We start from the raw sequence: 13,109 nt of genomic DNA on the forward strand, positions 1-13,109 counted from the left end.
ATAAAAAATGGATTAAAATAAATACTCATTTTGGAGACCCCTCCGATGAATATTTAGTCGGAGAATTAGACGGCAAAGAAGTGGTTTTCCTTCCCAGACACGGACGTGGCCACAAAATAATGCCTTCTGAATTGAATTACCGCGCGAATATTTTCGGGATGAAAAAACTGGGAGTGCAGTGGCTTATATCTATTTCGGCTGTCGGCTCTTTCAAAAAAGAAATAAAACCGCTTGATATCGTTGTCATAGACCAATTCGTTGACCGAACAAATCAGGCAAGAAAGATGACCTTTTTTGGGGACGGAGTTGTGGCGCATATTGCTTTTGCCGAACCGATTTGTTCCGTTCTTTCGGATATCTTATATTCTACGGCTAAGAAACTTGCAGTCAAAAATAATATTACGGTTCATAAAGGCGGCACTTATATAAATATGGAAGGACCCGCATTTTCCACCGAAGCGGAATCGTTTTTATATAAAAGTTGGGGAATGGATGTAATCGGGATGACGAATATGCCCGAAGCAAAATTGGCAAGAGAAGCGGAAATGTGTTTTGCGACATTAGCTATGGTTACCGATTATGATGCCTGGCATGAAGAGGAATCTGTGGTTACGGTTGATATGATAATTCAGAACTTGGGAAAAAATATTAAAGTGGTAAAAGACCTCATTAAAGATGTGGTTCCATTAATACCAAAAGAAAGAAACTGTCTCTGTGCAGATGCTTTAAAAAATGCGATTATTACCAGCGCAGATATTATCCCGGAAAAAAGAAAAAAAGAACTTCAGATTATCATTGGTAAATATATAGTTTAGTTTCAAATTAAAAACCTTTTGTTTTGTTAATATCCTATTAGTCTGTTAAAATCTTTTTCTGATGATGGAAGAGAAACAAATCTACGAACTTTTTAAAGAAAAGAATGCGCTTCTGGAAGGGCACTTCCTTCTTACAAGCGGTCTTCATTCCCCCATGTATTTGCAATGCGCTAAGGTTTTGCAATATCCTGATATAGCTCAAAAACTATGCAGCCAACTGGCGCAAAATTATTTAAAATCTAATATAGATGTTGTAGTTTCTCCTGCAGTAGGCGGGTTGATTGTCGGGCATGAAGTCGCTCGGGCTTTAAAGGTGAGAGCTATCTTTGCTGAAAGAGTTGACGGGAAGATGGCTTTTAAAAGGGGATTTGAATTAAACAAAGACGACAATGTTCTTGTAGTTGAAGATGTGGTAACTACAGGCGGGTCTTTAAACGAGATTATTCAACTTTTAAAAGAAAAAGGATGTAATATTGTAGGTGTAGGCTCGCTTGTGGACAGAAGCGGCGGCAAAGTTAAATTTGAAATAGAAAAAATATCGCTTCTAAATCTTGATATCCAAAATTATCCGAGCCAATCGTGTTCTTTGTGTGATAAGAAAACTCCGCTTGTCTATTTGGGGAGTCGCAATAAAAGCACAAAGTAATACAATTATTTTAAAGTATGCTTTCTAAAATATATTCTTCGGCGGTTGTTGGTATAGAAGCCAAACTAATTGAAATAGAAGTAGATGTTGGAAGAGGGCTTCCCGCAATAAACATAGTAGGCTTGCCTGATACTGCAGTAAAAGAATCTAAGGACAGGGTCAAATCGGCTATAAAAAACTCGGGGTTTGAGTTTCCAAATCGCAAAATAACAATAAATTTGGCTCCGGCAGATGTGAAAAAAGAAGGGGCCGGTTTTGACTTGCCTATTGCGCTTGGGATTCTTTCTGCAACCGGACAAATTAAAAACAAAGAGTCTCCGACCTCTACGGGTCGTAGAACCGGAGGGAAACTTGCTTCTTATATGTTTATCGGTGAGTTAGCTTTGGATGGCACGTTAAGAAACTCTAGAGGTGTTTTACCGATAGCTATATTTACCAAAGAAAGAAAACATTCTCTTATAGTCCCGCACCAAAATCGTTTTGAAGCGGGAGTAATTGAAGGATTAAATGTATATCCGATAAAGAACTTAACGCAATGTGTTAAATTTTTAAATGATGAAGAAGAAATAAGCCCTGTTCATTTTGACCTTAAAGAGATTTTTAAGAAGGCCCGTTCGTATGCAGTGGATTTCTCTGAAGTTAGAGGACAGCATCATATAAAAAGAGCGTTGGAAGTTGGCATTGCAGGCGGACATAATATGATTATGATTGGTCCTCCCGGAGCCGGAAAAACAATGCTGGCAAAACGGCTTGCTACTATAATGCCTGACATAACACTTGAAGAATCTATTGAAACAACTAAAATTCATTCGGTTTCGGGATTGATTGCGCCTAATAGTCCTTTGGTTGCCATAAGGCCGTTTCGTTCTCCGCACCATACAACATCAGATATAGCGCTTGTTGGTGGAGGACAATATCCTCATCCCGGAGAAATCAGTCTTGCTCATAACGGAGTGCTTTTCTTGGATGAATTGCCGGAATTTAATCGAAACGTTTTGGAGGCGCTACGCCAGCCGCTTGAAGACGGAGAGATAAATATATCCAGAGCAAGTGGCTCTTTAAGTTATCCGGCCCGTTTTACATTGGTTTGCGCAATGAATCCTTGTCCCTGCGGATATTTCACGCATCCCGAAAAAGAATGCAAATGCACACCGTATCAGATACAAAAATACCGTTCCAAGATTTCAGGGCCCCTGCTTGACAGAATAGATATTCATATTGAGGTCCCACCGTTAAAATTCGTAGAAGTTTCGGATAGCAGAGATTCGGAAGAATCCAAAGATATAAGGCAACGCATTAATAGAGCAAGAGTGATTCAGTTTGAAAGATTCCAATCACGTAAGGGAGTAAACTCCCAACGGGACGAGCACAAAAAATATTATTGTAATGCTTTTATGAGCAACAAAGATATCAATGCTTACTGTAATGTAGAAGAAGAAGGTAAAAATCTATTGAAGCAGGCTATGGCAAAATTAGGACTAAGCGCAAGGGCATATCACAAGATACTAAAAGTTGCGCGAACAATAGCCGACTTGGAAACTGAATCGGAAATTAAATCCTCCCATATTGCCGAAGCAATTCAATATAGAGTGCTTGATAGAAATCTTGAAGTATAAAATTTTTTTTTGTAGAGTTGATTCTTTAAAAAATTTCTTATAGTATAGTGTGAAGTTTTAAGGAAATAGGTATATAAAAAAACACTCCTGCAAAAGAGTGTGGTTTTTCAAGGGGATGAGAATATGGAAGCAAACGGTCGGGAACGTAGAAGATATGTAAGATTGCGATTGGATCTTCCTATGCATCTTCAGTGGATAACTAAAAACGGCATTGTATCCAGCAAAAGTTGTAATAGTTCAAATGTGAGCGCAGGAGGCGTCTATTATAAGAGCAAGAAAGAACTTCCTTTGGATACAGATGCTATGATTGTTTTTAATTTACCTGTTAATGATTTGGCCAACTTTAGAATATTAAGGACTCGGGGTAAAGTTATCAGAGTGGAAAAATCTGAAACAGACAAAAAGGGAATAGTTTTGGAATTTTTGGGGGAATTGAAATTCTCTGCTATTTATAATGATTGATGTTACATGTAGGTCTTCGGTTTTTTTTTTCTATTCTACAATCCAACATTAAATGTCTCGTTATAATCCGCTTACGGTTATAACTCCTGCTTGGTTTATAGATATAGTAATTCCGGATGCATCTCCTGCCCCGATAACGGTAGCTGTAAAAACAGCTCCACTTCCTGTGCCGCTTGCGGTAAAGGTTGGGGGGGCTGAACTGAAGTATTTCTTGTTACTTATTTCAATGTTGCCCTCTATATCAACCCAATTGGAAGTGTATTGATTTTTTTCGGCAAAATATGTTCTTTGCGCCGTTCTTATGGCTCCGACTAAAGCATAGCCCTCAGTAGCCATTGCTCTTCTTACGCTTTGTCTAAAGATAGGAATTGCCAAGGAAGATAAAATCCCTACTATAATTATAACCACAAGAAGTTCTGCAAGGGTAAACCCTTTGCTTTTATCCATCAAAGCCAATTATACCTGACTTATATAATAAGCTTCAAAGATTTTCTTTTCATCCTTATCTGTTTGCTTGCGCAACAAGCGGCAGGGATAGTCAGGCAGAGGGTTGACCCCGCTAAGAGATTTAATAAGTTGAATATCAAATATTAAATAGTGAGATGATTTTTCATGCGGTTAATGAATATTTAACGTTTTTTCAATCTCTATCGGGGGTTGAATATCCCTCTCTTATTCACTATAATCCCAGTCAGATCCGCCTAAATAGGCGAGATAAATTGGTGGCTATTGTGTAATGGTAGCACAAGAGACTGTGGCTCTCTTTGTACGGGTTCAAATCCCGTTAGCCACCCCAATTTTATCGGCAGAGCCGATAAAATTGTCCCCCCTGCTTTGATTTGGAATTTGATAATGGATGTGTGTAGCAAATTTAAAATCAAGGGGGGATTACAGTGAAGATTCCATAGGAAATCTTCAAATGGTTTACGCAAGGAGCAAACAAAAAAGCCGATAAAATTGTCCCCCCTGCTTTGATTTGGAATTTGATAATGGATGTGTGTAGCAAATTTAAAATCAAGGGGAGATTATAAAATACCCAGATATAATATTTGTACTGTGCGATTTTTTTATGAAGTACAGAAAATTCGGAAAGCTTGATTATCAGGTATCTGCGTTGAGTTTAGGCTGTATGCATCTTCCCCACACAAGACAACAAATCTCGTAGCGGTGGGGTGGGCGAAAAAGAGGCTCAAAGCTGGATTGATGCAGGATTGAAGAAGTCGATATTACAAAAGGCGTTTAATGGGGAGATGTAGGATTAGATTCCCGATGGAGAGTTTATATCATTGGATTCCTGTTTTCACAGGAATGACAAGGGGATAGGTCTTTAGTCGTATGGCTCAAAACCGTGAAAATATGTGTTTTTTGAAGGGTTTTTCACGGTTATGTTGACAAAAGCGTGAAAAGATATATAATTTAGGCATGTCAAAGACACTATATGTTTTTAATACAATAAGCTGTTTAAGAGAACGGTATTATGCCGCATCTATCGGCAAGGAATCGCTTATAAAAATCTTAAGCGAGGCGGAGATTGCCGAGCAGGTGTATAACTCTAATGCTATCGAGAACAGTACTCTCACGCTTGAGGATACGGAAAAAATACTTTTACAGATAGACTTGGACAGATATATTTCCGAGAGAGAAATTTTTGAAGCGAAAAATCTTGCGCGTGTAGTTTCTTATATTGATACAAAAGCCAAAGAACAGGAACTTATTCTTGATGTTATTCTTCTGCTTCACAAAATGCTTATGGCGAATATACGAGACGATGTTGCCGGGAGATTTCGCAAGGCAGGAGAATATGTTCGAGTTGCCAACCATATAGCCCCAAGACCCGAAGAGATAAAAGAAAGATTAGAGAAAATGCTTGCCGGATATAATGCATTAAGCCATGCAAATATTATAAAGCGCATTGCTCTACTGCATCTTACTTTTGAGCAGACGCACCCGTTTGTTGATGGCAACGGCCGCATAGGAAGGGTAATAAATAATTATTTGCTGATACGCGAAGGTTTTGTGCCTGTTAATATTAAATTCATTGACAAGGTAATGTATTATGAAGCGTTTAAACAGTTCAACGAAAAAGGCGTTACGGAAATTATGGAGGAAATAGTAGGTAAATCGCTTACAAATAGTTATCATAAGCGTCTTGCGTATCTGGAAGGTACGCGTATTATTACGCTTTCCGAATACGCCAAAGAGTATAAAACATCGCATTCTAATTTAATCAATAAAGCAAATCGCCAAACCATAGAGGCTTTTCTTGAAAAAGGCGTTTGGAAAATTGGCGTAAGGCAGGATAAAAAATAATTTGAAACACGAGCGGAATATATTGACCCAGAGCTAAAATCTTGTCTCTTGAAATAGTCAAAATTTTTTCAAAACTACTATAATAGCGGCAGATACTAAAATAAAAGAAAGAGTTCTATTGAAAAATTATCCCAATGAAATTAACGGATAACGAAAAAAGAGACGCGATAAAATATCTGCAAGAAGGAAAACCCCTCCCCGACAAATACCGCTTCCTCTTATTTGCCGACGACCGCGAAGTCGAACTTGTATGGAACGAAAAGACGCAGGAAGTTTGTAATCTTACCTTGCCATTTCAGACAATCGAACATATTGACGAGCCAAGAACAGAACGTATAAAAAGCAATAAACAAGACGCTTTTGCTTTCTATGACTCTTCCGGCAGGCAAATTAAAGGATGGACAAATATAGACCGAAAAAATTTTCGGAGTTGGTTACGAGTTTTAAAGCTTGAACCGAGGAAAGCGTTTCATAATAATCGCGGATAAACAATATGAAAAAATCAAAAAATCTCAAGAAATATCCTGTCTCCGGTATCAAATCTTGGCCTGAAGAAGATAGACCTCGAGAGAAACTTTTAAAAGACGGCGAACATAAATTATCCAATACGGAACTTTTGGCAATTTTGTTAAGAACGGGGGTAAAGGGGGACAGCGCAATAGATTTGGCGAGGAAGATTTTGAAGAAATTCAAAACTTTCAGAAATATGTCTCATACCGATATGTCCGCGTGGAAAGAGTTTAAAGGAGTTGGGAAAGCAAAGATATCTCAAATAAGAGCGGCGATAGAAATTGGAAGAAGGTTTAGAGAAGACGAGATAAAAGAAACCAGGCCCAAAATAAGAACTTCCAAAGATGCGGCGCAAATTCTTATGCCAAGGATGAGAGATTTAAAAATAGAAATTTTTAAAGTTTTGCTTCTTGATTCGCAAAACATGATAATAGACATAGCGGAAATCGAACAAGGGACTGTGAACGAAGCAAATCCTATAATAAGAGAGATACTACATAAAGCTATCGAGAATTTTGCTTCGTCAATTATCTGTTTGCATAATCATCCCTCCGGCGACCCAAATCCAAGCCAGGAAGACAAGAATTTTACTCGCCAGCTTGTTCAAGCAAGTAATACTCTTAATATAAAAGCGGTTGACCATATAATAATTGGCGATGATAGGTATTTCAGCTTTGCGGATGAAAAATTAATGTAATTTTGCGACGGTAAAACCTATCAAATGCTTGATATCAAAAGTTGTTGTTTGTGATATAATCCCGAATGTAGAATTTTAAAATATCGCTTCTAAAACCGGTCCCTTTTACCTAAGGGGTAAATATGTAAAGGAGGTATTTATGAAAATTGCAACTTTTATGGTGTTATTGTCTTTGGTTTTGGTATTTTCGGGTTGCGCTACAATGAAAGCTCCTGTTAGCGAAAAAAATTTAAAAGGTGAAGTTGACCGATTGAGACAGGAAAATGAAACGCTTGCAATGCAAAGAGACGCTTATAAGATGAGTGTTGAGCGATTATCTCAAGAAACCAAATCAAAATTAGACAGTTTACAAAATTTTCTTTCTCAAGAAAAAAACAGAACGATAGATTTGGAAACTAAAATTACGGCTTTATCAAGTGAATTGCAGTCTTTAAAGGGCATAGCCACAACCGAAGTAAAAACTACGTTAGTAGCGGATGATTTTACAAAGAAAGTCCAATTAGCGCTTTACACTGCGGGTTTTGACCCGGGGAAAATTGATGGGAAAATGGGTCCGCAGACAATTCAATCTGTAAAGAATTTTCAAGAAGCAAATGGACTTAAAGCTGATGGTGTTGTGGGCAAAGAAACATGGGACAACTTGCAACAATATCTGGATATGAAATAACCTTAAAACAGTTACTAAGGAGTGCAGAAAGCACTTTACATTGTGTGTCGTTCCCGCGTAGGCGGGAATCTAAAATAGTATCTACGAAAAAAATTATTACTGGATTCCTGCTTACTACACGCAGGAATGACAGTTCACAAGAATGGATTCCCGCTGGAGTTTATCCCTGTGAAAACAGGGGAGGGAATGACAGCTCGCATATGAAATGTTAAGTATAAAGTGCTCTCATTAGTAAGAGGCAAGTTGTGATTAGGTGTTTTTAAATTATCGTATAAAGTTTTTTCAGTTTGAGGTTTTGTGAATAAAAAAGACAAGAGATTGGGGTATGAAAAACTTGTAGCTATCCTTGCCCCTGAAAAGAATTTTTTGGGTAAAGGATTTCAAGAGGATACCTATCATTATTTGGTATCTCTGCCGTGGTCTCTTTTTATTTTCTGGACTATTTTGTTGCTGTCACTTGTAACTCTTCTTTTCGGCTTGTCTTATTATTTTACCAATACTCTCCAATTGGGCTACTCGGGGGTTAATGGGACTTGGGTTAGTGTTTGGGATGCGTTATTTTTTAGCATAGCATCTATTACTACACTTGGGTACGGCGATATAAGAGCAGTGGGGTTAGGTCGAGCTCTCGCGGGTTTGGAAGCTGTGAGCGGACTTATGTTTATGGGTGTTTTTACCGCCTTAATTTTCGCCAGATTGAGTCGCGCTCGTATTAGAATACATTTCAGTAAAAACATCGCCTTTGATGAACATGAAGGCGTTACCTCACTTTTATTTCGCGTAACGAATTTAAGAGCAAATGATTTGGTGGGAGTTCATGTTAATTTTTATTTTATGAAGATTATTCCCTTAAAAAACGGGACATTTACGAGACGTTGGTATCTTTTAGCGTTGACTCCTCCAGACATGCCGGTTTTTTCTTTTACTTGGAAAGTAGCTCATCAGATAAAAAAAGATAGTTACTTTGACGGGAAGGATTGGGAAGGAATTACTAACAACGAGGGAATATTTCTTGCTATATTAAAGGGATACGATATAGATCTAGCTACGGAATCTATGGTCTATAATGTTTGGGCGGCGGACAGCGTTATTAAAGGTAATCTTCCTGAGCTTTTGTCGAAAAGCAAAGAGGGAAGACCCCTATCTATTTCTTTGGAAAAGCTTGACGAGATTATACAGAGAGAAATAAATGTGGATGTTCCGAAAGAAAAAAGTAATTCAGCTTCGCAGAAACGAGTCAGAAAATAATCATATTTTGAGTGGAGGAGTTATGATTAAGAAATTTTTGATTTTCTTGTTAATCCAATGTTTGGTTATAAGTTTCCCCTTTGGAAGTTCTAGCGCTCCTGTTCATGTCCTTGGCAGGCCTTTGCTTGGCGTGCAGATTGATTCAAAAACCCCTGCAAATATCACTTTTGAAGGGGATTTTGTTACGGATAGAGAATTACAAAACGACGCTCAAATTACTCGGTCCAATTGGGCTACTTTGAAGGCTACGGGGATATTCATGAATGATAGGGTCCAACCGTATATTTTATTGGGCACTTTACTTGACGGAGAATTCAAACAAGAAGTTGATGGTGTAGATATTAAATATATAACAGAGGATGCGTTTACTTGGGGAGCAGGAACTACGATTTTGGTTCATAAAATAACGGATAGATTAGGATTGGGGCTGGATGTAAAATATCGCCAAACTAACCCGAATGTGGGCAAGGTTAAAATTGATGGTGTTAGTTTTTGCCGAGATGATGCCAATGTATCTTTAGGTTGCAATTACCAGGAATGGCAAGCGGCTTTAGGTTTGAGTGGGTTGACAGAAAATTTCATAGGATATGGCGGAATAAAATATTCGGATGTAAAAACTTCACTAAAGACAAAAGCAGGCGGCATAGATACTGAAAAAACGTTAAATAGCGCAAATAAAGTCGGAATTTTTTTGGGTTGCGAATTTATATGTACCGAAAATGCAACAATTGGATTGGAAGGCAGATTCATAGACGAGCAAGCTTACACTTTTTTTATGACAATTCATTTTTAGAAGTTTAAATATATTTTTCTATGTAGCGCATATAGAAAGAATATAAATTATATTAAGGGCTTAACAAAATAAAATTATCCGTTTAGAATCTCGCAATAATATTATAGGATATAGTTAAATTGGTATCAGTAAGAATTAGAACCAGAGGGGCAGAAGGCGGAAACGATTTCAAAACCGTGAAGGGAAAAAGTTGGATTTCCCTCGCGGTATTTTTTTTATCCGCTTTTGTAAAATTTCTTGCCTAATTACGTGAATGAAAGCTTGAAATATCTGGGCTATGGACAGATGTTGCTTTATATATGAAAGGATGAAGGGTATCTGAAGATTTAATAGATTAGTAAATATTATGTGTTGCGGATTGTATGGGCGGGGCTGTATATAGAAAAAAGGGAGGTGACAGAAATATGGCAGTAGGAACAGTAAAATGGTTTAACGAAAAGAAAGGGTATGGATTTATTACCCCTGAAGACGGAAGCGAAGATTGTTTTGTGCACTATAGCGCTATTCAAGGCGCCGGGTTCAAAACATTGCGGGAAGGAGACAAAGTCCAGTTCGAAGTCACAAAGGGCGAGAAAGGTCCGCAGGCTTCAAATGTAACTAGGGAATCAGATTAGAAATGTAAAATGGCGCTCTCTTGGGATGAGCAACAACTCTAATTATAGGTATAGGGTTTCGGTTTTGGAATCATATATTTATCTAAGAATAGTTTAGTTTTTTAGATATCGTGTTCCAACGGGCATTGGAAGAAAGCATCTTCTTAGTGAAAACCTCAGCGGTCCTGCCCGCCCCGATGTTACACCGGGACAAGCAGGCGGGTAATAAAAAATTCTTCAAACCTCTTGATGCTTTTATGTGCCCTGCCCGCTTTGAGCAAACTCTTGGTTTTGCCCAGAGGCGGGCAAGCGGGAGGTTTGACAGTTGTTTTGGCATTTAAGTAAAATACGCAATTGGGGCAGTAGCTCAGCTGGGAGAGCGCATCCTTCGCATGGATGAGGTCGCCGGTTCAATCCCGGTCTGCTCCACCGTAACAAAAAAATATAATGGATAGTTTAGTTAATAAACGAGCCTGTGTTTGAAATTATTCGCAAGTTTTACAGGTCTTATATCAGTCTTATTTATCCGCTGAAGTGCGTTGTTTGTAATTTGCTTTTTTCTGCGGAAGAATCAAACAACGAATATATTTGCTCGGGTTGCTTTAAAAAAATAAAGTTTGTCATTACTTCTATATGCGAAAAATGTGGCAGGCTGTCCAATTCGGCTATTTGTTCCGAGTGTAATAAAAACTCTAAGATTTTTTTTGACAAGGCTTTTCACGTTGCCATATATGACGGAGTATTCAAAGAACTTCTTTGTCTTTTTAAATACAGCAAAAATGATTATTTAGATAGATTTTTGGCGGGATTTTTTACGGAAATAATTTCTCAAAAACCGTTTTTAAAAGAATCTGATTTTATTGTTCCGGTTCCTTTGCATTGGTATGAGAAATTAAAAAGAGGTTATAATCAGACTGAACTTTTGGCTTGTGAAGTGAGTAAAAAAACAGGCATACCTGTTTTATTCAACAAATTGATAAAACACAAAAAGATTTTTTCTCAAACAGCGCTTTTGGGCAGGGAGAGATTTAAAAATGTAAAAGGAGCTTTTAAGGTTAAGAATCCTGGGATTTTAGAGAATAAGAAAATCCTTCTCATAGATGATGTTTTTACGACTGGCGCAACCGCAAACGAGTGCGCAAAAGAGCTTCGGAAAGCCAAAGTAAAACAAATAAACATAATAACGCTTGCCTGTAGTGGCGAGATTTGACATATAATCGACACAATACATATAATTCTCATTTGTTGAAACTTAAAGTTGGATAATATGAATGGAGAAAAGATGCTGACAGCAGTTATAGAAAGAGACCTGATTATACCTGAACTTCAAGCCAAGGATAAGGAAGGCGCGATTAAAGAAATGGCTTCTAAATTTAAAAAAGCGGAAATAATTAAAAATGAGGATGTATTTATAAAAGCCGTAAATACAAGAGAAGCATTAGAAAGTACGGCTATAGGAGGATTTATAGCTATACCGCATGCCCGTTCCGACACGGTAATGGAACTGACTGTTGCTTTGGGGAAATCCTCTCAAGGAATTGAATTCAAATCTTTAGACAATAAACCAGTTCATCTGATATTTATGATAGCCTGTCCTCCCAGCGAAACTAAAACCTACCTTCAAGTTTTAGCAGGCATTGCCAGACTTTGTAAAAATGAAAAGATTAGGAAGAGACTCATAAAAACCAAAGATATGGATAAAATAATGTGTTTCCTTGAAGGGTTTAATATTGGCTTCGGCAAGCCCGAGCCGGTAAAAATAAAAAACGATAAAACGAAATACACCGGAACCGATTCCAAGAAATGACAAGATGTTGACACGAAGCATTTTTTTAATACAATATATTTGGCTATGCGAATATAAGGAAGTAATAAAATGAGACAATTAACAAAAGTTTTCAAAGCTGTATCTGACGAAACGAAATTAAGAATTCTAAAGATTCTGCAAGAACGAAATGAAATATGCGTTTGCGAAATAATGCAGGCGCTGAATATTTCCCAGTCAAGAGCATCGCGAAACCTGGGAATTCTCCAAAATGCGGGTTTTATTACTGATAGACGCGACGGTTTATGGGTTTTTTATTCCATCAATAAAGAAAAGTTCAACGAGCATCACATTGCTATAAATAAATTGATAAAAGATTGGTTAAATGATGAAAAAATTATTCAAGAAGACAGAAAACGGCTTAAAAAAGCAGTGAGATTAAGTTAAAGGAAAATATATTGATATTTAGCGACATTTATTAATTTAAAAAAGAGTATGAGGATTTAGAATAGATATGAATCCAGCCCTTCCTAATTTTTACTATGTTTACATACTAAGAAATAGTCAAAGGGATTGGACATATATCGGCTACACATCCGATTTGCCTAAAAGGATTAGTGAACATATTTCAGGGAAATGTTTTTCGACGAAAAAATATCTACCGCTGGAGTTAGTGTATTGCGAGGCTTATTTATCAAAGATAGATGCTTTTGAAAGGGAAAAGAAATTAAAACATTTTGGTAGCAGTATTGCGAAACTTAAGCAGAGAATTAAAAATTCTTTAAAAGGAAGAGCTGGATGAAAGAATGGAAAAAACTTTTTTATATTTTTGCGGTATTTTTAGGATTTTTCTATTTGCCGATAGAGAATTTAAGGTTTTCTAATGCCGTTTTCGAAGCGCTTGCGCTTGTAAAATGGTATGCTCGAGAACATGTGATTTTGTGTCTTGTCCCTGCATTCTTTATTGCCGGCGCCATATCTGTTTTT

The 13,109-nt window shown here is 37.4% G+C and carries 16 protein-coding genes, 2 tRNA genes and 1 pseudogene; 18 read left to right on the top strand and 1 reads right to left on the bottom strand.

Features of this window, described 5'->3' with window-relative positions:
* From mtnP to KAS42_05640, 4 genes are all read left to right on the top strand, one after another.
* Positions 1-815: S-methyl-5'-thioadenosine phosphorylase (mtnP, locus tag KAS42_05625; protein MCK4905698.1), on the top strand; the 815-nt coding region annotated here is incomplete at its 5' end.
* A 64-nt stretch (positions 816-879) separates the two neighbouring features.
* Complete coding sequence (gene pyrE / locus KAS42_05630; GenBank protein MCK4905699.1) at positions 880-1,461, top strand: orotate phosphoribosyltransferase; 582 nt, start codon at positions 880-882, stop codon at positions 1,459-1,461.
* A 17-nt stretch (positions 1,462-1,478) separates the two neighbouring features.
* Positions 1,479-3,077, top strand: a complete 1,599-nt coding sequence (locus KAS42_05635) for a YifB family Mg chelatase-like AAA ATPase (protein ID MCK4905700.1) — start codon at positions 1,479-1,481, stop codon at positions 3,075-3,077.
* Positions 3,078-3,200: 123 nt separating this feature from the next.
* A complete protein-coding gene (locus KAS42_05640) occupies positions 3,201-3,539 on the top strand; it encodes a PilZ domain-containing protein (GenBank protein MCK4905701.1) in 339 nt (112 codons plus the stop codon).
* A gap of 60 nt (positions 3,540-3,599) precedes the next feature.
* On the opposite strand, the gene KAS42_05645 is transcribed toward KAS42_05640, so the two are convergent.
* Positions 3,600-3,986 carry a prepilin-type N-terminal cleavage/methylation domain-containing protein gene (locus KAS42_05645; protein MCK4905702.1) on the bottom strand — a complete coding sequence of 129 codons (387 nt, stop codon included), beginning with the start codon at positions 3,984-3,986 and terminating at the stop codon, positions 3,600-3,602.
* A 275-nt stretch (positions 3,987-4,261) separates the two neighbouring features.
* Between KAS42_05645 and KAS42_05650 the strand changes: the two genes are divergently transcribed.
* From KAS42_05650 to KAS42_05715, 14 genes and pseudogenes are all read left to right on the top strand, one after another.
* Positions 4,262-4,335 (top strand) — tRNA-His (locus KAS42_05650).
* Positions 4,336-4,961: 626 nt separating this feature from the next.
* Positions 4,962-5,849, top strand: a complete 888-nt coding sequence (locus KAS42_05655) for a Fic family protein (GenBank protein MCK4905703.1) — start codon at positions 4,962-4,964, stop codon at positions 5,847-5,849.
* A 134-nt stretch (positions 5,850-5,983) separates the two neighbouring features.
* Positions 5,984-6,256 (top strand): annotated as a pseudogene (locus tag KAS42_05660) (hypothetical protein).
* Positions 6,257-6,342: 86 nt separating this feature from the next.
* Positions 6,343-7,056, top strand: a complete 714-nt coding sequence (gene radC, locus KAS42_05665) for a DNA repair protein RadC (GenBank protein MCK4905704.1) — start codon at positions 6,343-6,345, stop codon at positions 7,054-7,056.
* Positions 7,057-7,354: 298 nt separating this feature from the next.
* Entirely contained in the window at positions 7,355-7,723 is a 369-nt protein-coding gene (locus KAS42_05670) for a peptidoglycan-binding protein (protein ID MCK4905705.1), read from the top strand.
* A 297-nt stretch (positions 7,724-8,020) separates the two neighbouring features.
* Complete coding sequence (locus KAS42_05675; GenBank protein ID MCK4905706.1) at positions 8,021-8,971, top strand: two pore domain potassium channel family protein; 951 nt, start codon at positions 8,021-8,023, stop codon at positions 8,969-8,971.
* Between the two features lie 22 nt (positions 8,972-8,993).
* Positions 8,994-9,764, top strand: a complete 771-nt coding sequence (locus KAS42_05680; protein ID MCK4905707.1) for a hypothetical protein — start codon at positions 8,994-8,996, stop codon at positions 9,762-9,764.
* A gap of 404 nt (positions 9,765-10,168) precedes the next feature.
* Complete coding sequence (locus tag KAS42_05685; protein MCK4905708.1) at positions 10,169-10,378, top strand: cold-shock protein; 210 nt, start codon at positions 10,169-10,171, stop codon at positions 10,376-10,378.
* A gap of 335 nt (positions 10,379-10,713) precedes the next feature.
* A tRNA-Ala gene (locus tag KAS42_05690) sits at positions 10,714-10,786 on the top strand.
* A 46-nt stretch (positions 10,787-10,832) separates the two neighbouring features.
* Entirely contained in the window at positions 10,833-11,567 is a 735-nt protein-coding gene (locus KAS42_05695) for a ComF family protein (protein ID MCK4905709.1), read from the top strand.
* A 57-nt stretch (positions 11,568-11,624) separates the two neighbouring features.
* Entirely contained in the window at positions 11,625-12,164 is a 540-nt protein-coding gene (locus KAS42_05700) for a PTS sugar transporter subunit IIA (protein ID MCK4905710.1), read from the top strand.
* Between the two features lie 69 nt (positions 12,165-12,233).
* Positions 12,234-12,569 (top strand): winged helix-turn-helix transcriptional regulator, encoded by a 336-nt coding sequence (locus KAS42_05705; protein MCK4905711.1) that lies wholly within the window; start codon positions 12,234-12,236, stop codon positions 12,567-12,569.
* Between the two features lie 67 nt (positions 12,570-12,636).
* Positions 12,637-12,924 carry a GIY-YIG nuclease family protein gene (locus tag KAS42_05710; protein ID MCK4905712.1) on the top strand — a complete coding sequence of 96 codons (288 nt, stop codon included), beginning with the start codon at positions 12,637-12,639 and terminating at the stop codon, positions 12,922-12,924.
* On the top strand, positions 12,921-13,109 hold a 189-nt coding region (locus KAS42_05715; protein MCK4905713.1), incomplete at its 3' end, for a permease. The genes KAS42_05710 and KAS42_05715, both read left to right, overlap by 4 nt.

The organism is bacterium (genome assembly GCA_023135785.1).
GTDB lineage: Bacteria > CAIJMQ01 > CAIJMQ01 > CAIJMQ01 > CAIJMQ01 > CAZNJA01.

Coding starts and splice junctions, on each gene's coding strand:
- pyrE (MCK4905699.1), top strand. CDS start 880: ATGGAAGAGAAACAAATCTACGAACTTTTTAAAGAAAAGAATGCGCTT.
- KAS42_05635 (MCK4905700.1), top strand. CDS start 1,479: ATGCTTTCTAAAATATATTCTTCGGCGGTTGTTGGTATAGAAGCCAAA.
- KAS42_05640 (MCK4905701.1), top strand. CDS start 3,201: ATGGAAGCAAACGGTCGGGAACGTAGAAGATATGTAAGATTGCGATTG.
- KAS42_05645 (MCK4905702.1), bottom strand. CDS start 3,986: ATGGATAAAAGCAAAGGGTTTACCCTTGCAGAACTTCTTGTGGTTATA.
- KAS42_05655 (MCK4905703.1), top strand. CDS start 4,962: ATGTCAAAGACACTATATGTTTTTAATACAATAAGCTGTTTAAGAGAA.
- radC (MCK4905704.1), top strand. CDS start 6,343: ATGAAAAAATCAAAAAATCTCAAGAAATATCCTGTCTCCGGTATCAAA.
- KAS42_05670 (MCK4905705.1), top strand. CDS start 7,355: ATGAGTGTTGAGCGATTATCTCAAGAAACCAAATCAAAATTAGACAGT.
- KAS42_05680 (MCK4905707.1), top strand. CDS start 8,994: ATGATTAAGAAATTTTTGATTTTCTTGTTAATCCAATGTTTGGTTATA.
- KAS42_05685 (MCK4905708.1), top strand. CDS start 10,169: ATGGCAGTAGGAACAGTAAAATGGTTTAACGAAAAGAAAGGGTATGGA.
- KAS42_05700 (MCK4905710.1), top strand. CDS start 11,625: ATGAATGGAGAAAAGATGCTGACAGCAGTTATAGAAAGAGACCTGATT.
- KAS42_05705 (MCK4905711.1), top strand. CDS start 12,234: ATGAGACAATTAACAAAAGTTTTCAAAGCTGTATCTGACGAAACGAAA.
- KAS42_05710 (MCK4905712.1), top strand. CDS start 12,637: ATGAATCCAGCCCTTCCTAATTTTTACTATGTTTACATACTAAGAAAT.